The organism is Methyloceanibacter stevinii, assembly GCF_001723355.1.
Classification (GTDB): domain Bacteria; phylum Pseudomonadota; class Alphaproteobacteria; order Rhizobiales; family Methyloligellaceae; genus Methyloceanibacter; species Methyloceanibacter stevinii.
This window is the reverse complement of the sequence record NZ_LPWE01000012.1, coordinates 400,646-418,510: the sequence shown is the minus strand read 5'-3', so window position 1 is coordinate 418,510 and position 17,865 is coordinate 400,646. Positions and strand designations below refer to the sequence as shown.

General features: G+C 64.2%; 19 protein-coding genes and 1 pseudogene. 13 read left to right on the top strand and 7 right to left on the bottom strand.

The window, feature by feature from the left end:
• Positions 1 to 91 precede the first annotated feature (91 nt).
• Entirely contained in the window at positions 92 to 1,591 is a 1,500-nt protein-coding gene (guaB, locus tag AUC70_RS11600) for an IMP dehydrogenase (RefSeq protein ID WP_244505601.1), read from the top strand.
• Positions 1,592 to 1,658: 67 nt separating this feature from the next.
• On the opposite strand, the gene AUC70_RS11595 is transcribed toward guaB, so the two are convergent.
• Positions 1,659 to 2,507 (bottom strand): tetratricopeptide repeat protein, encoded by an 849-nt coding sequence (locus tag AUC70_RS11595; protein ID WP_069444984.1) that lies wholly within the window; start codon positions 2,505 to 2,507, stop codon positions 1,659 to 1,661.
• A gap of 247 nt (positions 2,508 to 2,754) precedes the next feature.
• On the opposite strand from AUC70_RS11595, the gene AUC70_RS11590 reads away from it, so the two are divergent.
• Complete coding sequence (locus AUC70_RS11590) at positions 2,755 to 3,183, top strand: MAPEG family protein (protein ID WP_069444983.1); 429 nt, start codon at positions 2,755 to 2,757, stop codon at positions 3,181 to 3,183.
• Positions 3,183 to 4,475 carry an RsmB/NOP family class I SAM-dependent RNA methyltransferase gene (locus AUC70_RS11585; protein WP_069444982.1) on the top strand — a complete coding sequence of 431 codons (1,293 nt, stop codon included), beginning with the start codon at positions 3,183 to 3,185 and terminating at the stop codon, positions 4,473 to 4,475. The genes AUC70_RS11590 and AUC70_RS11585 overlap by 1 nt, the downstream gene beginning before the upstream one ends.
• A 60-nt stretch (positions 4,476 to 4,535) precedes the next feature.
• Here the strand turns inward: AUC70_RS11585 and AUC70_RS17190 are convergent, their stop codons facing one another.
• Both AUC70_RS17190 and AUC70_RS16820 read right to left on the bottom strand, forming a co-directional pair.
• Entirely contained in the window at positions 4,536 to 5,003 is a 468-nt protein-coding gene (locus tag AUC70_RS17190) for a methyltransferase (protein WP_280138253.1), read from the bottom strand.
• Between the two features lie 52 nt (positions 5,004 to 5,055).
• The gene (locus tag AUC70_RS16820; RefSeq protein ID WP_069444980.1) at positions 5,056 to 5,553 is read right to left on the bottom strand and encodes a methyltransferase family protein; all 498 of its coding nucleotides are present in this window, start codon (positions 5,551 to 5,553) and stop codon (positions 5,056 to 5,058) included.
• Positions 5,554 to 5,712: 159 nt separating this feature from the next.
• Between AUC70_RS16820 and guaA the strand changes: the two are divergent.
• A pseudogene (guaA, locus tag AUC70_RS11570) lies at positions 5,713 to 7,307 on the top strand (glutamine-hydrolyzing GMP synthase).
• Positions 7,308 to 7,325: 18 nt separating this feature from the next.
• On the opposite strand, the gene AUC70_RS11565 reads toward guaA, so the two are convergent.
• Positions 7,326 to 7,811 (bottom strand): YaiI/YqxD family protein, encoded by a 486-nt coding sequence (locus tag AUC70_RS11565; protein ID WP_069444979.1) that lies wholly within the window; start codon positions 7,809 to 7,811, stop codon positions 7,326 to 7,328.
• 125 nt (positions 7,812 to 7,936) lie between these two features.
• The gene (locus AUC70_RS11560; RefSeq protein ID WP_069444978.1) at positions 7,937 to 8,386 is read right to left on the bottom strand and encodes a MarR family winged helix-turn-helix transcriptional regulator; all 450 of its coding nucleotides are present in this window, start codon (positions 8,384 to 8,386) and stop codon (positions 7,937 to 7,939) included.
• A 68-nt stretch (positions 8,387 to 8,454) separates the two neighbouring features.
• On the opposite strand from AUC70_RS11560, the gene AUC70_RS11555 reads away from it, so the two are divergent.
• Positions 8,455 to 8,826 (top strand): VOC family protein, encoded by a 372-nt coding sequence (locus tag AUC70_RS11555; RefSeq protein ID WP_069444977.1) that lies wholly within the window; start codon positions 8,455 to 8,457, stop codon positions 8,824 to 8,826.
• A 21-nt stretch (positions 8,827 to 8,847) separates the two neighbouring features.
• On the opposite strand, the gene cysK is transcribed toward AUC70_RS11555, so the two are convergent.
• Positions 8,848 to 9,960, bottom strand: a complete 1,113-nt coding sequence (gene cysK, locus AUC70_RS11550; protein ID WP_244505600.1) for a cysteine synthase A — start codon at positions 9,958 to 9,960, stop codon at positions 8,848 to 8,850.
• Positions 9,961 to 10,088: 128 nt separating this feature from the next.
• Here cysK and AUC70_RS11545 point away from each other — a divergent pair, with 128 nt between their 5' ends.
• Positions 10,089 to 10,340 (top strand): YdeI/OmpD-associated family protein, encoded by a 252-nt coding sequence (locus AUC70_RS11545; protein ID WP_069444976.1) that lies wholly within the window; start codon positions 10,089 to 10,091, stop codon positions 10,338 to 10,340.
• A gap of 224 nt (positions 10,341 to 10,564) precedes the next feature.
• A complete protein-coding gene (locus AUC70_RS11540; RefSeq protein WP_069444975.1) occupies positions 10,565 to 11,911 on the top strand; it encodes a hypothetical protein in 1,347 nt (448 codons plus the stop codon).
• Between the two features lie 7 nt (positions 11,912 to 11,918).
• On the opposite strand, the gene AUC70_RS11535 is transcribed toward AUC70_RS11540, so the two are convergent.
• The gene (locus AUC70_RS11535; protein WP_141702092.1) at positions 11,919 to 12,176 is read right to left on the bottom strand and encodes a hypothetical protein; all 258 of its coding nucleotides are present in this window, start codon (positions 12,174 to 12,176) and stop codon (positions 11,919 to 11,921) included.
• 80 nt (positions 12,177 to 12,256) lie between these two features.
• Here AUC70_RS11535 and AUC70_RS11530 point away from each other — a divergent pair, with 80 nt between their 5' ends.
• From AUC70_RS11530 to AUC70_RS11505, 6 genes are all read left to right on the top strand, one after another.
• Positions 12,257 to 12,991 (top strand): class I SAM-dependent methyltransferase, encoded by a 735-nt coding sequence (locus AUC70_RS11530; RefSeq protein WP_069444973.1) that lies wholly within the window; start codon positions 12,257 to 12,259, stop codon positions 12,989 to 12,991.
• Positions 12,992 to 13,384: 393 nt separating this feature from the next.
• Positions 13,385 to 14,179, top strand: coding sequence for a hypothetical protein (locus AUC70_RS11525; protein ID WP_342022166.1), 795 nt, complete (start codon positions 13,385 to 13,387; stop codon positions 14,177 to 14,179).
• An 87-nt stretch (positions 14,180 to 14,266) separates the two neighbouring features.
• Positions 14,267 to 15,238: a glycerophosphodiester phosphodiesterase family protein gene (locus tag AUC70_RS11520; protein WP_069444972.1), complete on the top strand. Its 972-nt coding sequence runs from the start codon at positions 14,267 to 14,269 to the stop codon at positions 15,236 to 15,238.
• 115 nt (positions 15,239 to 15,353) lie between these two features.
• Positions 15,354 to 15,926 carry an NnrU family protein gene (locus tag AUC70_RS11515; RefSeq protein WP_069444971.1) on the top strand — a complete coding sequence of 191 codons (573 nt, stop codon included), beginning with the start codon at positions 15,354 to 15,356 and terminating at the stop codon, positions 15,924 to 15,926.
• A gap of 123 nt (positions 15,927 to 16,049) precedes the next feature.
• Positions 16,050 to 16,910 (top strand): 3-methyl-2-oxobutanoate hydroxymethyltransferase, encoded by an 861-nt coding sequence (gene panB, locus AUC70_RS11510; protein WP_069444970.1) that lies wholly within the window; start codon positions 16,050 to 16,052, stop codon positions 16,908 to 16,910.
• Positions 16,911 to 17,093: 183 nt separating this feature from the next.
• Positions 17,094 to 17,852 (top strand): tetratricopeptide repeat protein, encoded by a 759-nt coding sequence (locus AUC70_RS11505; protein WP_069444969.1) that lies wholly within the window; start codon positions 17,094 to 17,096, stop codon positions 17,850 to 17,852.
• Positions 17,853 to 17,865 lie beyond the last annotated feature (13 nt).

The window sequence follows — 17,865 nt, the reverse complement described above, 5'->3', positions numbered from 1 at the left end:
GGCGGGTCAAGCTGCTATGGAACCGCGTCAACCGGCCCCGCGTTCGGCTCCGCCGCCACGCGGGCGTTTCATATCCAAGAGAGGTTGGCCTATGCCCGACGGGCAGTCTTCACACGAAAATTCCCGCTTTCCCGACAGCGCCATGGCGCTCACCTTCGACGACGTTCTGATCCGCCCCGGGCCATCGGAAGTTCTGCCGAACGAGGTGGAGGTCGCCTCGAAAGTCACGAAATCCATCTCCGTGAATATTCCGATCCTGTCCTCCGCGATGGACACGGTCACAGAGGCCCGTCTTGCAATCGCCATGGCCCAGGCCGGCGGCATCGGCGTTATTCACCGCAACATGGATGCGGACCTGCAGGCCGCCGAGGTGGCGCAGGTGAAGAAGTTCGAATCCGGCATGGTCGTCAATCCGGTCACGACCAATCCAGGCGCGCGCCTCGCCGAGGCGTTGGGCCTGATGGCCCGCAACAGCATCTCAGGGATTCCCGTGGTCGAACCCGACTCAGGCCGTCTCGTGGGCATCGTGACCAACCGGGATGTGCGCTTCGCGACCAACGAGGAGCAGCCCGTGTCCGAGCTGATGACCAAGGACCTGGTCACGGTGAAGGACAATGTGGATATGGAAGAGGCCAAGCGGCTTCTCCATCAACACCGCATCGAAAAACTGCTCGTGGTCGACGACGACTATCGCTGCATCGGCCTCATCACGGTGAAGGACATCGAAAAGGCGCGCGCCCATCCGAACGCCTGCAAGGACGACCAAGGGCGCCTGCGCGTGGCCGCCGCCACGAGCGTGGGCGACAGCGGGTTCGAGCGCGCCGAGCAGCTCATCGATGCCGGAGTCGATCTTATCGTCGTGGACACGGCCCATGGTCATTCGCGGCTGGTCTTGGATCAGGTGGGCCGCATCAAGCGCATCTCCAACGTCGTGCAGGTCGTCGCCGGCAACGTCGCAACGGCCGAAGGCACCAAGGCGCTCATCGACGCGGCGGCGGACGCGATCAAAGTCGGCATCGGACCGGGCTCGATCTGCACCACCCGCATCGTCGCCGGCGTGGGCGTGCCGCAGTTCAGCGCGCTGCTTGAATCGGTCGAGGAGGCCAAGAAAGCGGGCGTCCCGGTGATCTCCGACGGCGGCATCCGCTATTCGGGCGACATGGCCAAGGCGCTAGCCGCGGGCGCGGACTGCGTGATGCTCGGGTCGCTTCTCGCGGGTACGGACGAAAGCCCGGGCGAGGTCTTCCTCTACCAGGGACGGTCGTACAAGTCCTATCGCGGCATGGGCTCGATCAGCGCCATGGCGCGCGGCTCGGCGGATCGCTACTTCCAGCAGGAAATCAAGGACACCCTAAAGCTGGTGCCCGAGGGCATCGAGGGGCAGGTGCCCTACAAGGGACCCGCGGGCAGCGTGCTGCACCAACTCATCGGCGGCTTGCGGGCCTCCATGGGCTATACAGGGTCCCGCACCATCGATGATTTCCAGGACCGCACGAAGTTCATCCGCATTTCGACCGCAAGCTTCCGCGAGAGCCACGTCCATGACGTGACCATCACGCGGGAGTCGCCCAACTACCCGCGGGAGAACTAGAAGCGCGATTTGAGCGGCGGCTTCTGCGGCCGCCCGCTCATCTCGATGCCTGCGTGCAGCGTCGCTGCTATTTGACGCCCATTGCGCGGACCTGATCGAACACGCCGGGCTCGAGCCTCTCGGCCATCCTGAGGTCGGCACTGCCGTCCGTGGGTTCGCCGGTCCGGCTCTTCACAACGCCCCGGCCGACCAGGGCCAGCGCGTTGTTCCCCTGAATCTTCAGGGCCGTGTCGAAGTCGGGGCCCGCATTGTCGAGATCATCGTTCAGAACATAGACCCAGCCGCGATCGACGTAGCCTTTCGCGGTCTCGGGATCGAGTTCGATCACCTTCGTGTAATCGGCGATCGACTCATCGTATTCCTTGCGTTTGCGGTAGATCTCGCCGCGGCTGGAATAGCCGTTGACGGCTTTCGGGTCCAACTCGACCTTTTTGTTCAGATCGGTGAGCGCCGTGTCGAGATCGTTCTTGTGGGTGTAGACGAGGCCGCGCAGCAGATAATAGTCCCCGTCGTCGTCCTTCAGCTCGATGGCCTGGTCCAGATCGGTGATCGCGTTGTCGTAATCCTTCATGGCGTCGTAGGCAGCCGCGCGCATGAAGTAGCTGTTGGCGCGCTTCGGATCGATCTCGACGGCGGCGTTGATGTCGACCATCGCCTCATCGAGATTGCCGGTTGCCGAGAGGCCCATGGCGCGCACGCTATGGGCGCGAATGAGGAGTGTCTTGTCGTCGCTGCCCCCGTCGATAAAGGCCTGGCAGGCTTCGAGCACTTCCTTGATGCTCAGCTTGCCGTCGAAGCAGGGGTCCGAGGACTTGTCGTCCTTGGCGGCGGCGGGGTGCGCGAGAAGCGCAACGGCGAGAAGCCCGGCCGCGAGGGCCGCTCCGACGGAAAACATGGGAAAAGCGCGCATGCGCATGGAAATCCTCCTTAGGAACGCTTTGAACTTTGCTGTTTTGTGTACGTTTAGAAGGGGCGGTACGCTCTCGTCAATTGAACATCCCTCCATGTTTCCAGGACATTCTGGCAGGCTTGAGGGCTAGGAGAGGGCGCCGATACGTCCGACAAAGAGCGTATCTACAACTGCAGCGCCGGCGGAGTATAACAACGCAAGGCGCGCGAACTGCGCAGATCGCTGCGCGCAACGAATCCCAAAAGGAAACCTCATGTCGCTCGCAGCCATACTACTGCCCATGTTTCTGCAGGTCGCGCTGACCTTTGCCCTGCTGTTCTGGATGATCATCTTGCGGCTCCGGGCCATCCGGAAGGGCGACGTGCACCCCGAAGTAGCGGCCTCGCGCCAGGCGGATTGGCCCCCTTACGTGCAGCAGGTCAGCAATGCCTTCCACAATGCGATGGAGATGCCCACGCTGTTCTACGTCGTCGTGCTTCTCGGCTTCATGACCAAGACCCTCGACACGACGGTCTATGTGCTCATGTGGATGTTCACCCTTTCCCGGATCGGCCACACCGCCATCCATGTGACGAGCAACAAGCTCGCGCATCGGACGCCCATGTTCCTGCTCGGCGCCATTTCACTGGCGCTGATGTGGATTCTTGTCGCCGGCCGAATCCTCGTGTTCCAGACGAACTGATGACACCGGCGGGAAGAGCAAGCGCGGCCATCGAAGTGCTGACCGACTTGGGCGCGCGCAAGCGGCCGGCCTCCGAGGCGCTGAAGGATTGGGGGAGCGCCCATCGCTTCGCCGGATCCGGCGACCGGGCGGCGATCGGCAGCCTCGTGTTCGATTGCCTGCGGCAGCGCGCCTCTCTCGGCGCGGCCATGGAAGATGACGGCCCTCGGGCGCTCGTCTTGCGGGCTCTCGTGAGCGCTTGGGGCATGAGCGCCGACAGCGTGGATAGGCTCTTCGACGGCAGCCGTTTCGCGCCCGAGCCATTGACCGAGGTGGAGCGGGCAGGGCTCACGCGCGTGCTATCGCCGGACGTTCCGGCCTGGGTGCGCGGGGATTATCCCGAGTGGCTGGAGGACTCTTTTGCGGCCGTCTTCGGGGAGGACGCGGTGGCCGAGGGCGCGGCGCTTTCGGTGCGTGCGCCGGTCGATCTGCGGGTGAACACGCTCAAAGCAAACCGTGACAAGGTCTTGAAAGCATTGGCGCGTTTCACGCCTCAGCCGACCGCCTATGGGCGCCACGGATTGCGCATCGCGCCTCGGCAAGGATCGGCGCGGACGCCCCATGTGGAGGCGGACGCGGCCCATGGAAAGGGGTGGTCTCGAGGTCCAGGACGAGGCGCACAGATCGCGGCCGCCATGACCGGCGCCGGGCCGCGTGAGCAGGTCATCGACCTGTGCGCCGGTGCCGGCGGCAAGACCTTGGCGCTGGCGGCGGCGATGGCGAACACCGGCCAGCTCTATGCCTATGACGCGAACCGCATGCGACTTCGTCCGATCTTCGACCGCTTGCGGCGGGCGGCGCCCGCAACGTGCAGGTGCTGGAGGGCGGGGTCGACGCGGGGCTCGCGCCCCGAGGGCCGGATGGACAGGGTCGTCATCGACGCGCCCTGCACGGGCTCGGGAACCTGGCGGCGGCGCCCGGACGCTAAATGGCGCCTGACGCCGGACATGCTCTCGGGGCGCATGGCCGACCAGGTCGCGGTGCTGGCGCGGGCGCGGGATCTCGTGAAGCCCGGCGGCCGGCTCACCTACATTACGTGTTCAGTGCTGCCAGGCGAGAACCGCGAGCAGGTGGACAGCTTCCTGGAGCGCCATCCGGAGTTCGCCCTGAAGCCTTGGCGAGAGGTCTGGGAGGAGGCGATCGAGGCGGACGCGCCGGCCTCCGCGGACGGGTCCGACGAGACGCTGCTCATGACGCCGCGCAGCCACGGCACGGACGGTTTCTTCGTGGCTACGCTGGAACGGCAGGCTTGAGGCGCATTCTGATTTTCCGATTCCTTTGAATCGGTTGGCGCCTAGGCTTGCGTTTTTGATTCAGGGGGTGCGGACGTCGATCGCGGTCATGCCGCCGCTGGTCTTGCGGTGTCCGGCGACGCTCAGACCGGCGCTTGAGATCAATGATTCCATCTCCGCCAGGGTGCGCGTTTTGCCGCCCGTGATCGCCATCATGTGCAGGTCAATCATGATCGCCTCGGGGTCGGCGCTGGGGTCTTCGGGCATCAGCCGCTCGTGGACGACGAGGCGTGCGCCAGGCGTCATCGCCCGGCGGCAGTTCTCGAGGATCGCGGCGGCGTCCTTGTCGTCGTGCTGCTGCAGCACGCTCTTCAGGACATAGATGTCGGCGACAGCGGGAACCTCCTCGCGGGCATCGCCGGGGAGGAACTCGATTCGGTCCGCGAACTCCAGGACGTCGAACAGCCGCATCGCATCGTCCAGCACCGGCGGGCATCGAAGACGATGCCCTTGAGAGACGGGTCGCGCTCCAGCACGTCCGCCAGCCAGGCGCCGTAGCCGCCTCCGATGCTCGCGATCACCGCGCCCTCCGCGACGTCGCCTAGGGCCTCGTGCATGCTGCCCGGATTGGCCAGCTCCTCCTTGGCCACATAGCGGAACAGGAACCGGCCTCGTCGGATTTGGCGCCGCGCCAGTCTGCCGCCGTCTGTTGAGGGCGAAGGGCAGCGAGGGCTCGCCCGTGCGCAGCGAATACATCATGGACATCCAGGCATCCAGTATTGCCCCACGACGACGAAGGCCTTCTCGCTGAGGTTCGAGGGATTGCCGTAGGTGAGGCATTCGGCGGCGGGCGCAGCGCGAAACGGCCGTCGTCCAGCTCCTCGCACAGCCGCATCGCCACGAGGCCGCGCAGGAGGCGCCGCAGGGGGCCGGCGGCAAGCCCCAGGTCGTTAGCGAGCGCTTCAGGGTCGCGCGGCTCGGCCTTCAGAAGATCGGGCAGGCCCGCCGTGACCGCGGTGAAGAGCAGGGCCGCTTCGTGATAGGACGCGATTTGCTCCTTGAGCCGCTCCTCGATCTCGCGCTGCTCCGTCTCGTCCATGCGGCTCTTCTCCCCCGGCTTGGCGTCCTATTTCCTTGATAGGGGCAATGTCGCGCATTTCCGAGCGGAAAACTCTCAAGAACCCGGCGCGAAGCCCCTGGCCTTGCTGAGACTCCTGCTATAACGGCCGCCAGAGAGGCCGAAATGGCGAAACCGAAAATGGCGCATATGGATCAAGAGACCGCACACCAAGACCCCATCGAAGGCACCGAGGATTGGGTGCTGATCGTCGATTTTGGCAGCCAGGTGACGCAGCTGATCGCCCGGCGCGTGCGCGAGGCGGGCGTCTATTCGGAAATCGTTCCCTTCGACCGGGCCGAGGCGGTGCTGGCCGCCGCGAAGCCGAAGGCCATCATCCTGTCGGGCGGCCCGGCGTCCGTGCATGAGACCGGCACGCCCCGCGCGCCGGATGCGATCTTCACAGCCGGCGTGCCCGTGCTCGGCATCTGCTACGGCGAGCAGGCCATGGTGGCGGCGCTCGGCGGGCAGGTGGAAGCAGGGCATGAGCGGGAATTCGGCCGCGCCGAGCTCGAGGTCGTGGCCGACACGGCGCTGTTCGACGGCGTCTTCGAAGAGGGCGAACGGGCGCAAGTCTGGATGAGCCATGGCGACCGGGTCACCGCTCTACCGCAAGGCTTCCGCGCGGTAGGCGTCTCCACCGGCGCGCCTTTCGCGGCCATCGCCGACGACGAGCGCAAGCTCTACGGCGTGCAGTTCCACCCGGAGGTTGTGCACACGCCCAAGGGTGCCGCGATCATCGAGACCTTCGTGCGCAAGATCGGCGGTTGCCATGGCGACTGGAGCATGGCGCAGTTCCGCGAGGCGGAGGTGCAGCGCATCCGCAGCCAAGTCGGTTCGGGAAGGGTCGTGTGCGGGCTTTCGGGCGGCGTGGACTCGTCCGTCGCCGCGCTCCTCATCCATGAGGCCATCGGCGATCAGCTCACCTGCATCTTCGTGGACCATGGCCTGCTCAGGAAGAACGAGGCCACGGAGGTCGTCGACCTGTTCCGCGGGCATTACAACATTCCGCTGGTGCATGTGGATGCGTCCGAGCGGTTCTTGCGCGCGCTGGATGGCATCTCCGACCCGGAAGCCAAGCGCAAGATCATCGGGCGGCTGTTCATCGAGGTGTTCGAGGAAGAATCCGAGAGGCTCGAGGACGCACAGTTCCTCGCGCAAGGCACGCTCTACCCGGACGTGATCGAGAGCGTCTCGGCGACGGGCGGGCCTTCCGTCACCATCAAGTCCCACCACAACGTGGGCGGGCTCCCCGAAACCATGAAGCTCAAGCTCGTCGAGCCCTTGCGCATGCTGTTCAAGGACGAGGTGCGGGAGCTCGGCCGCGAACTCGGCCTGCCCGAGACCTTCGTCGGCCGTCATCCGTTCCCGGGGCCGGGGCTCGCCATCCGCATTCCAGGCGACATCACGGAAGAGAAGCTGGAGATTCTGCGCGCCGCCGACGCCATCTATCTGGAAGAGATCCGCAACGCCGGCCTCTACGACACGATCTGGCAGGCCTTCGCCGTGCTGCTGCCCGTGCGCACCGTGGGCGTCATGGGCGATGCGCGCACCTACGATTTCGTCTGCGCGCTCCGCGCCGTCACCTCCACGGACGGGATGACGGCGGACTATTTCGACTTCTCCCACGATTTTCTGGGGCGCACTGCCACGCGCATCATCAACGAGGTGCGCGGCATCAACCGCGTGTCTACGACATCACGTCAAAGCCGCCCGGCACCATCGAGTGGGAGTGACCGCCCTCGGCGGTAGTACTACGCCCCTGCCTGCTCCGTGGGGTGACCGTTTCGCTTCAGACGCACGATGGCCGCATCGAGCGCCTGCAGGAAGGCCGAGCGGTCAGCCTTCGAGAACGGGCGCGGGCCGCCCGTGATCTCGCCCGCCGAGCGCAAATCGGTCATCAGATCGCGCACGGCCAGCGCCATGCCCATGGAAGCGTCGGTGAAGGCTTTGCCGTTCGGAGCGATGGCCTCGGCCTTCGCCGTAACGGCGCGATGGGCGAGGGGCACGTCGTTCGTCACCACGATCACGCCGGGGCGGGCCCGCTCCGCGATCCAATCGTCGGCAACGTCGAGGCCCTGATCGACGACCACGCGCTCGATATTCGCGTCCTTCGGCAGCATCATATAGGCGTTGGAAACGACGATGGTCTTGACCGCGTATCTTGCGGCGACCCGAAAAACCTCGTCTTTTACAGGACAGGCATCGGCATCGACGAGGATCAGGATGGGCTCACACATGGCCGGATGTTTAGCAGCCGGGCCCCCGCATCAGCAACGAGGCGCGCGGCATCAACCGGTTTTGCCCCCTCATCCATCCGAAACACCGGTGTGGACATCGTGATGAGCCCGCGCCCCTTCCTCGCTCAGCGGAGCGCTTCTGCGAGCCGCAGCAACACCGGCGCGATGGCATCGGGATCGAGAGGAGCACAAGCTTTCCGAAGGCGCCTTTCCGCATCGGCCACGATCCCCGTGGCGGCGTCCAGGGCATCGCACCCCTTCCGCGTCAGTTCGGTCGTTTGAACGCGTCCATGTACGGGATGGGGCGTCCGCGCGATGAAGCCTGCACGCTCGAGTGCGACCAAGATCGCCTGCATCGTTTGCGGCGTCACGAACGCGCGGCGCGCGAGAGCGGCGTTCGAAGCACCTGGCTCCTCCTTCAGGAAGGTGAGGACCGCATATTGGGGCGTGGTCAGCCCAATCTCCCGCAGTCCGGCGTCCATACGTGTGCGTAGTGCCTGCTGCGCCAGCTTCAAGGCAAAGCCGATCGTTGCATAGGGATCGTTCAGCGCCGGGTGGGTCTGCTCGCTTGACATATAAGTGCCCTTATATAAATATCAGGGCACTTATATTATGCGCTCGTCCAAGAGAGGGAAACCCCGTCATGCCCCATTTGATCGGACCCGATTTTATCGGCATTCAAACCGAAGACCTCGCTGCCGCACGGGCCTTCTACACCGAAATCGTCGGCCTGAAGGCCGCGCCCCAGAGCCCTCCCGGGGCCGTGGTGTTCGACACAACTCCGGTGCCGTTCGCCGTGCGCATACCCATGGGCGAACTCAAGGGACAGGGCGGGCTGGGTGAGGGCATCGCCATCTGGTTCGGCTGCGACGACGCCGACGCGCTGCATGACCATCTCGTCGAGAACGGGACGGAAATCGTGTTCCCGCCGAAAGACGGGCCGTTTGGCCGCTACTTCGCGTTTCGCGACCCGTTCGGCTACACGATTACGCCCCATACGGTCGCGCCGTCTTGACTGTACGCCGTCCCCTCAGGCCTAAGCCATCTGATAGCCGGGGGTGGATTTCATCAGCGCGCGTTCGTCCTCGGTCATCACCTCTTCGATGTTCTCGAACAGCGGCGTCGAGAGATAGCGCTCGCCGGTATCGGGCAGCATGGCGAGGATGACGGCGCCGTCCTCCGCCTGCTCGGCGATCTGCCGGGCAACGGCGAAGGTGGCGCCGCCTGAGATGCCCGTGAGGATGCCTTCTTGCGCTGCGAGTTTCCGCGACCACTCGATGGCGGTGGGGCCTGCAACGGGAACAAGTTCGTCGTAATAGTGCTCGTCGATAGCTTCCTGCAGCACGAGGGGAATGAAGTCGGGCGTCCACCCTTGCACCGGGTGGGGCTCGAAGGCGGAATGGCTCACGCTCGGCGCGCCATCCTCTGACCGTTCCTGGGCAATGCCGCTGCCCACCAGCCCCGCGTTCGCGGGCTCGCTCAGAATGATCTTCGTGTCGGGGCGTTCCTTGCGCAGTACGCGGCCGACGCCGGCCACCGTGCCGCCGGTGCCGTAGCCGCTGACGAAATAGTCCAGGCGCTCGCCGTCGAAGTCGGCGAGGATCTCCCGCGCCGTGGTATTCGCGTGGATGAGTGCGTTGTCGGGCGTCTCGAACTGATGGGCGAGGAACCAGCCGTGTTCCTTCGCGAGCTCCACGGCCTTTTGATACATGCCGAAGCCTTTGAGCTCTTTCGGGGTCAGGACCACCTTGGCGCCCAGGAAGCGCATGAGCTTCCGCCGCTCGATGGAGAAGCTCTCGGCCATGGTGACCACCAGCGGATAGCCCTTGGCGGCGCAGACCATGGCGAGGCCGATGCCCGTATTGCCGCTCGTGGCCTCTACCACGGTCTGGCCCGGCTTGAGGTCGCCGCGCTTCTCGGCCTCCTCGATGATGCTGATGGCCAGGCGGTCTTTCACGGACGCCGCCGGGTTGAAGAACTCGGCTTTCACATAGAGCCGCACATTATCCGGCGCCAGGCGTTTCACGCGGATGCACGGCGTGTTGCCGATCGTGTCGACAATGCTGTCGTAGAGTTTTCCTTGTCCGGTCGTCATTCGTGAGGTCATCGTTTCGTCCTCTGCATCGTTCTTGGTGTGCTTGCCGGGCATCAACGGCGCCATGTTAGGGCGATTGGCGCCGCTTGAGTAGGTCGGCGTACCTTGTTGTCCCGGCTCGATGGGGCAAACTGGACGGGCCTGGCGAGCGTGCGGAAGCGAGTAGAGGAGAGGGTGAGGGAATGGCGGCTAAACTCATATCAGGCGGCGTGGTTCACGACCTGCCGGCGGACTTCCGCAAGGCGCTGCTCGCCGACGCAGAGGCCTTGGAAACGTGGGAAGACATCACGCCGCTCGCGCGCAACGAATGGATCTGCTGGATCGAGTCGGCCAAGAAGGCCGAAACGCGGGTTCGCCGCATCGAATGGGGCCGGTCCAACCTCAACGACGGCAAGCGCAGGCCCTGTTGCTGGCCAGGCTGTCCGCACCGCTGAGCTTCTGAAACGTCTCGTTTTGGCCCGTGGCCCCGCGAATCCGTCAAACGCCCCGGTTCACGGCAGATTAACCCTCGCCGCTCTAACGTCGCAAAGTGAGGTATAATGCGCGGAAGAACTCGCCTTGCGTGTGTCCGCGTTCGGTTTTTGGCCGGGCCGGGCCATCCCAGGCGGTTCGGACTGTGCGACTTGAGGGAGCCTGTCTCGTGCGAGGGGCAAATCGGGTGAGAAGCGGTTTCGGCGTTCCGGCCTTTGGCCTGGGCGCGCTTCTGCTCGCCGCCAGCCTCCTGAGCGGCCTGCCGCCGCACAGCAGCTTCCTTGCTCGCCGCGCGCCGCAAGGCTCGCCACAGGCGGTCACGATCGTCCCGAGACACGGTCGTGCCGGGTCCCGTTATGTGCCGGACGTTCAGGCCCCGCCGCCGCAGGCTGCGCCGGCTCCCGTTGCCGCACCGGCGACCCAGGCAATGCCGGCCGGTCAATATGCGCCTGCCGCAACCGCCCCGTCGCCGGTAATGCCCGTGCCGAACGCGCCGGTTGCACCCACCTATCAAGCCGCGCCTGCCTATCAGGCTGCGCCTCCCGCGCTGCTGGCGCCTGCCATGCGGCCCGCACTTGCGCCTGCGCCGCCGCCGGAGCCCGCCCAGCCGGTTATTCCCGGCGTGCCCGCCTGGCTCAATCCCCATATCGGCGATGGCGAGGGGCAGATCTCCGCCACCGTGTTGAAGCGCGCGCGCGACTTCCATCAGGCAAAGGTGCGCGCCGGGAAGGTCAAGAATTCCTGCTACTTCGCCTTCGACGCGACGCGGCCCGGCGAGGGCGCCAAACGGTTCTATGCCATCTGCGAGAACAAGCAGACCTTCCGCGCGGTTACCTCGGGTCATGGCGCAGGGCGTAATTTCGAAGGTCTTGCCAATGTCTCCAACAACGCAAGGTGCGCGAAGAATTTCTCGAATGCGGCGAACTCGCATCTGACCACCGGCGGCGGATACCTGACGGCCGAGACGCGCACCTCCTTCAAGGGATATTACAGCGAGGCCGGTGGCTATCAGCCGCTTGTCCGGTCGTTCGTGCAATACACGGGCGAGGGCGATACGGCCAACGCGCGGTCGCGCGCCATTGGCGGCCATTCGGCGGCAATCGTGCGGTGGCAGTGCCGGCTGAAAATGCCGTCGAGCAAATATGCGGATAAGAGCGGCTACGTGCCCTTCGGCAAGCTCATAAACTACAGCGCCGGTCGTTCGAGCGGCTGCACGAGCTGGCCCCGGGACGCCGACGATCAGTTCCTGGCGATCGCGGATAGTCCGACGACGGTCTATATCTATCCGGAAGCGAAAGACATCGTCGCCGTTGGGCGTGCGGTGCGCGCGGGCCAGTCGCCGTCACGCGTGGGCGCTTATTGGAACGCCTCCTGCCTGAAGGAGATCGGCGAGCCGAATTTCTGGCCGCGGGAGAAGCTCGAGCCTGCGCTTCTGCAATACGCGAAGAAGCACAAGCCGGGCCGCGCACGCACCCTGTCGGATTTGCCGTTGTGCAAGACGGTCGTCGGCTCGCGCGCTAGGCCCAGCGCGTAAACGAGACTCAGCGGTGCTCGTCCGGAATTGTTCTCGACAGGAAGATGGCTGTGCCGACCACGAGCGGCGACAGCAATATGACTCCGAACACGATGAAGATGACAGCCGTGGTGAGGGGCGTCACGTCCGATTGCACGAGCGTCCCGAGCCCCCACGCGTCGGTGACGAGCAACGTCACTGCGAACAGGGCGACCGCCACGATGCCGATCGCGTATTGCTTGGCCACGAATTTGATCAGGTCCGGCATGGGGCGAAATGCTACCATCTCTCGCCCGCCGAACCAGTGACAATTGGCGCAGCGTTGGGGCACCCCCTGACTCGATATGCGAGAGTACAGTTGCCCCGATGACCGGCATGAATAGCTTCGACAACAAGTCCTTCCTGGCGCGCATTCGCGGGGGCGACTTCGCCCATCCCGGCGAGGAAGACGCCATCGATCTCGTCTTGTCCCATGTTAGCCCCGCGCCGAGCGAGACGGTGCTCGATGCCGGCAGCGGGCTCGGCGCAACGGCCGATGCCATCGGACGGAAGACAGGCGCCTCTGTCGTCGGGGTCGATCTCGATGCGCAGTCCGTGGGCTATGCCAACAGCCGCTACCCGGAGCGGCAGTTCATCCCCGGCGACGTCACCAAGCTCGGTGAATTGGGTCTGCCGACGGTGGACGTGATCTACGCGTTCAATTCGCTCTACGCTTGCGAGGATTTGGAAGCCTGTTTTGCCGCCTTTCGCAAGGTCGCCAATCAGCGGGCGCGGATCGCGGTGTTCGACTACATCGCGTACGACGCATCCGCGCTTGCCGAGGCGGACTGTCTGCCCCCAACCGTGCATTCGATGGCGGAGATGCGTCAGGCGCCCGAGCGGCAGGGATGGACCTGCACGGGCATTGTCAATCTCGATCAGGACTACATCGCGTGGTACGGCCGCTTCCTTGCGCGCATGGACGAAAATAGGGAGGTGCTCGGCGCCGCGCGCTCTCCCGCGTTCTTCGACGAGGTCCGGAAGAAATACGCTGACATGCGTCAGTGCCTGGAATGGGGCGTGCTCGGCGGCGCTCTGCACACCTATGCGTTTGGAACCTGACCCATCGCAACGCGGCTGCGATCGATAGTCTCTACACGGGATGGGGCTTGCACGGAGGAGTAATCGGTTATGATTGCTGCCGGTCGTTCTGCGCACCCGATTCGCGCCCGCGAAATGCCCTAATGACGGCATTTTTTCGCGCAACATCGGAAGGGTGCGAAACACGGGGAGACTGAATCTCGTGCGATTGATTCCTCTCAGTCAGAGAGTTGTCAGTCTGCTGGTCATTTTGGGCGCCGCCGCCATGGCGGCTTGGCCTCTCATCCCCCGCGCGCTTGCCGACGAACATTACGAGGAAATCCCGCCCTGGCTTCAAGCCCATGTGGGGGATGGCGACGGCCAGATTTCGAGGTCGTTCTGCAACGGGCCCGCGCCTTGTACATGGAGAAGGTCATGGAGGGGTCGGCCAAGAACCCCTGCTACTTCGCGATGGATGCGACACGCCCGAGCGTCGCGCGCAGCGGCGGGGTGGCGCGGCGGTTCTACATCATCTGCGAACACGACCTGTCCTTCCGCGCGATTTCGTCGGGCTACGGCAACGGCCGACGTTTGCCGGGCGCGAACTTCGCGAACGGGCGGCGCTGCGCGAAGAACTTCAGCAATGCCGAGGGTTCCAAGCTGACGACAGGCGGAGGCTATGTGACCGCTGAGACGCGGACCTCGTTCAAGGGCTATTACCGCACGCGCGGCAAATCCGTGCCTCTCTTGCGTGCCTTCGTGCAATTCGAAGGCGAGGGGGACACGGCGAATGCGCGGGAGCGGGCCATCGGCGGTCACTCCGCCGTGCTGCTGCGGCGCATGTGCCTGCGCAAGAATCCCGACAGCCCCTTTGCGAACGCGAAGGGATACGTTCCCTACGGCAGTCTCTTGAACTACAGCTCTGGCCGCAGCAATGGCTGCACGAGCTGGACGCCCGAGGACTCCGCGCTGATCGTGGACATGATCAAGGAGCGTCCGACCACGGTTTATATCTATCCGGAGTCGCGCGACATCGAAGCCGTGCGGGAAGCGGCGAAGGCGCACAAGAGCCTGTCGAGCGCCGGGCTCTATTGGAACGCCACATGCCTGCGCGAGATCGGTTCGCCGATGTTCTGGCCGAAGGAAAAACTCGAGCCGATCATCGCCAAGTATAGAAAAGCGCACCCCAGCCCGCCGCCGCGCCCGCTGCCCGTCTGCAGATCCGGGTAGGTCCTGTCCCCGCAAGCTTGTGCCGCATAGCTTGTCTGTGTCCCGGCAAGGCCATAGACAGGGACTGTTCTGATTCTGTTTGGGGCTATGCGGAAATTTCTCGCCTACAGTCTTCTGGCGCTCGTCGCGACCGCGCTGTTCATTTATGTGAACAACGCGACGATCTTTGCTGAGCGACCGCCGGGGAAACCGACATTGCTCGCCCATCGCGGGCTTGCCCAGAACTTCGACCGCACGGACCTCAAAGCGGATACGTGCACGGCAGCCCACATGCTGCCGACCAACCATGCATATCTTGAGAACACGATTGCATCGATGGAGGCCGCCTTTGATGTCGGTGCCGACGCGATCGAGTTGGACATCCACCCGACCACCGACGGGAAGTTTGCCGTGTTCCACGACTGGACGCTCGATTGCCGTACGGACGGGCAGGGTGTCACCCGTAGGCACAGCATGCAGCAACTGAAGAGCCTGGATATAGGCTACGGCTATACTGCCGACGGGGGAAAGACATTTCCTCTTCGCGGAAAAGGCATAGGGAAGATGCCGAGCCTCGATGAGGTTCTGACCCGTTTTCCCGACCGCGACTTCCTCATCAATGTGAAGAGTGCGGATGCGCAGGAGGGAGCCATGCTTGGTGACCGGCTCGCGCAGTTGCCGTCAGCCCAACGCGATCGCCTGATGGTCTATGGCAGAGAGGAAGCGCTCGCGCCCTTGCGCGAGAAGGTGCCAGACGTCAGGGCCTTGTCCAAGGCTTCTGCGAAAGCCTGTCTCTTGCGCTACATGGCATATGGCTGGACGGGCTATGTCCCGGACGCCTGCCGGCACACATTGGTCGCGGTCCCGCTCAATGTGGCGCCATGGGTGTGGGGGTGGCCCAACCTCTTTCTCAATCGCATGGAAGGCGCCGGCTCCCGTGTGTTCGTCCAGGGGGATTACCATGGTGGTTGGTCTACAGGCATCGATAGCGGGAAGGACCTTGCCCGGCTGCCCGAGGGCTATTCCGGTGGTGTGTTTACGGACCGGATCGAAGTCATAGCGCCACTCGTTGGGCGATAGTGGCCAAGTACGCTGCTGATTCGAGCCAGCTCGGTGCTACGAACTGCGGTAATCCGTTCGTCGCCTCGCCCGGACCTGCGTGATAGTGTCCCCGCGAGATTGAGGGAGGTTGGTCATGCTGCTGCTCATCGTCGGCATCATTGTTTTTCTAGGTATTCATTTGCTGCCCACGCTCACGCGCTCGCGTGAAGGGTTGATCGAGAAGTTCGGCGAGAACGGCTACAAGGCCTTCTTCTCGGTGGCCTCGATCCTGGGTTTCATCCTGCTCGTCTACGGGTTCGCCACCGCGCCCATCATTCCGATTTGGACGCCGCCGGTCTGGATGCGTCATCTGGCGATGCTGCTGATGCTGCCGGCCTTCATATTTCTAGTGGCCGCCTATTTTCCGGGACGCATCAAAGCGGTCGTGAAGCATCCCATGCTGACGGCGATCAAGACCTGGGCGCTGGCGCATCTGCTTGCCAATGGGGATCTGGCCGGCATCATCCTGTTCGGATCGTTTCTGGCCTATGCCGTCTACGACCGGATCGCGCTGAAGCATCGCCAGCCGACCGAGCTGATCGAAACGCCGGGGCCGGGGAGTCCACGCAACGACATCATCGCCGTCGTGCTCGGCATCGTGTTCTACGTTGTCTTCCTGCTTTGGCTGCACCCGCTGCTGATCGGCAAGGTGGTGGTGCCCATGTAGGGCTCCATGTAGGGCTTTGGGTCAAAGGCGGCCTTTTCACCAAGGACTGTCATTGCGCTGCACAAATCCTTATATGTCTGGCATAAGACGCTGTAATCACTGGAACTCGCGAGGATAAGACTCGTGTCGCATCAGAGCACCATCAAGCGTATCACCGCGCCGGAGATAGCCGCGCGCAAAGGCGGCGAGCCTATCGTCGTGCTGACGTCGTACCATGCGCAGTCGGCTGCGCTGGTCGATCCGCATGTGGACGTTCTCATGGTCGGAGACTCACTCGGCATGGTCATGCACGGGCTGGATACCACCGTGCCGGTGCCGCTCGACCTAATGATCGCTCATGCCCAAGCCGTCGTGCGCGGGTCGGAGCGCGCGCTGGTCGTCGTCGACATGCCTTTCGGCTCCTACGAAGAGAGCCCCGCCGTGGCCTTCCGGAACGCGTCCCGCATCATGAAGGAGACGGGCTGCGGTGCGGTGAAGCTCGAAGGCGGCGTGCAGATGGCCGAGACCATCGCCTTTCTGACGGCGCGCGGTATTCCGGTGATGGCCCATATCGGCATGACGCCGCAGGCGGTCAATCAGCTTGGTGGATTTGCGGCCCGTGGCCGGCGGCAGGCCGAATGGGCCCGGTTCGAACAGGACGCACAGGCCGTGGCAGAGGCGGGTGCGTTTGCAGTGGTGATCGAGGCCGTGGCCGAAGGCCTGGCCGCGCGCATCACGCAAGAGATTCCGATCCCGACGATCGGCATTGGCGCGTCGCCTGAGTGCGACGGGCAGGTGCTTGTCCTCGAGGATATGCTTGGGCTCTCCCCAAGGGTGCCGAAGTTCGTGAAAGAATACGCCGAACTCCGGACAGCCGTGGAAGGCGCGGTGAAAGCCTATGCGCGGGACGTGCGAGGGCGGGCCTTCCCAGCCGAGGAGCACACCTATTCCACGCTGGAAGAGGTTCCCGAAGCCCTCAAAAAGTTCAAAATGTCAGTCAGTTAGGCTTTCCGGTCCGGCCGCGATCGCCGGGTGCGGCCGCGCTGGCCTGCGGCATTCAGTCTTGCGCCAGCAAGCGGGCTTCACTATACGGCGTGGGTTAGGCCGGATGAGCCATCCGGTTCCGCAGCAGTCCCGCACAACCGCGCGCCAGCGCCGACGAAGAAAGCCGGAAGAGCTCTTAACCCTATGACTGACAACAGTTTCATTCGCGAGGTCGACGACGCGGTTCGGCAGGAGCGGTACAAGGCGCTTTGGGACAAGTTCGGCCTCTATGTCATTGGCCTTGCGTTGGCGCTCATCATCGGTGTGGCGGCTTACAATATTTGGAAGTACGTCGAGGAGAGCGAAGCCGAGACGGCGGGCGATGCCTTCACCGCGGCTCTGGCTTTGAAGAATGCCAATGAGCAGGAGAAGGCGACCGAGGCATTCGACGAGTTGGTCAAGGATGGCCCGTCGGGTTACGCCGTTCTGTCGCGGTTCCAACTCGCATCGAGCCAAGCCAAGGCCGGCGATACGGACAAGGCGGTCGAGTCCTATGAAGCCCTGGCCACGGACCGCCGGGTCGACGCCATTTTAAAGGGGCTGGCCACGTTGCAGGCCGCGACGCTCCGGCTCGATCAGGCGGACTATGCCGAGATGCAGAAGCGCCTCGACGGTCTGGCGGCCGGCAAGAGTTCTTGGCGCTATTCAGCAAAAGAGCTGTTGGGCCTCTCGGCCTATCAGAACGGCGATCTGAAGGCCGCCGAGGCTCAGTTCAGCGCCTTGCTGGTGGACGCCGGAACCCCCCGGAACATGCGCGACCGCGCCAACGTGCTGCTCGCCCTCATCGTCAGTCAGACGGCAACCGCACCGGACACGAAGGCGGACGAGACCAAGGCTGGCGACGCCGATACGGACGACGCCAAGTCCGACGACGCCAAGCCGAGCGAGGCAACGACCAACTAGCGTCTGTGGTGGG

What these genes read in the sequence shown, in the direction of transcription:
- AUC70_RS11545 (WP_069444976.1), top strand. Translation starts at nt 10,089, where the DNA reads ATGGCGGCTAAACTCATATCAGGCGGCGTGGTTCACGACCTGCCGGCG.
- AUC70_RS11595 (WP_069444984.1), bottom strand. Translation starts at nt 2,507, where the DNA reads ATGCGCATGCGCGCTTTTCCCATGTTTTCCGTCGGAGCGGCCCTCGCG.
- AUC70_RS11555 (WP_069444977.1), top strand. Translation starts at nt 8,455, where the DNA reads ATGCCCCATTTGATCGGACCCGATTTTATCGGCATTCAAACCGAAGAC.
- AUC70_RS16820 (WP_069444980.1), bottom strand. Translation starts at nt 5,553, where the DNA reads ATGGACGAGACGGAGCAGCGCGAGATCGAGGAGCGGCTCAAGGAGCAA.
- AUC70_RS11525 (WP_342022166.1), top strand. Translation starts at nt 13,385, where the DNA reads ATGGAGGGGTCGGCCAAGAACCCCTGCTACTTCGCGATGGATGCGACA.
- AUC70_RS11530 (WP_069444973.1), top strand. Translation starts at nt 12,257, where the DNA reads ATGACCGGCATGAATAGCTTCGACAACAAGTCCTTCCTGGCGCGCATT.
- AUC70_RS11505 (WP_069444969.1), top strand. Translation starts at nt 17,094, where the DNA reads ATGACTGACAACAGTTTCATTCGCGAGGTCGACGACGCGGTTCGGCAG.
- AUC70_RS11590 (WP_069444983.1), top strand. Translation starts at nt 2,755, where the DNA reads ATGTCGCTCGCAGCCATACTACTGCCCATGTTTCTGCAGGTCGCGCTG.
- AUC70_RS11585 (WP_069444982.1), top strand. Translation starts at nt 3,183, where the DNA reads ATGACACCGGCGGGAAGAGCAAGCGCGGCCATCGAAGTGCTGACCGAC.
- AUC70_RS11560 (WP_069444978.1), bottom strand. Translation starts at nt 8,386, where the DNA reads ATGTCAAGCGAGCAGACCCACCCGGCGCTGAACGATCCCTATGCAACG.
- guaB (WP_244505601.1), top strand. Translation starts at nt 92, where the DNA reads ATGCCCGACGGGCAGTCTTCACACGAAAATTCCCGCTTTCCCGACAGC.
- AUC70_RS11535 (WP_141702092.1), bottom strand. Translation starts at nt 12,176, where the DNA reads ATGGTAGCATTTCGCCCCATGCCGGACCTGATCAAATTCGTGGCCAAG.
- cysK (WP_244505600.1), bottom strand. Translation starts at nt 9,960, where the DNA reads ATGCCCGGCAAGCACACCAAGAACGATGCAGAGGACGAAACGATGACC.
- AUC70_RS11515 (WP_069444971.1), top strand. Translation starts at nt 15,354, where the DNA reads ATGCTGCTGCTCATCGTCGGCATCATTGTTTTTCTAGGTATTCATTTG.
- AUC70_RS11565 (WP_069444979.1), bottom strand. Translation starts at nt 7,811, where the DNA reads ATGTGTGAGCCCATCCTGATCCTCGTCGATGCCGATGCCTGTCCTGTA.
- AUC70_RS11520 (WP_069444972.1), top strand. Translation starts at nt 14,267, where the DNA reads ATGCGGAAATTTCTCGCCTACAGTCTTCTGGCGCTCGTCGCGACCGCG.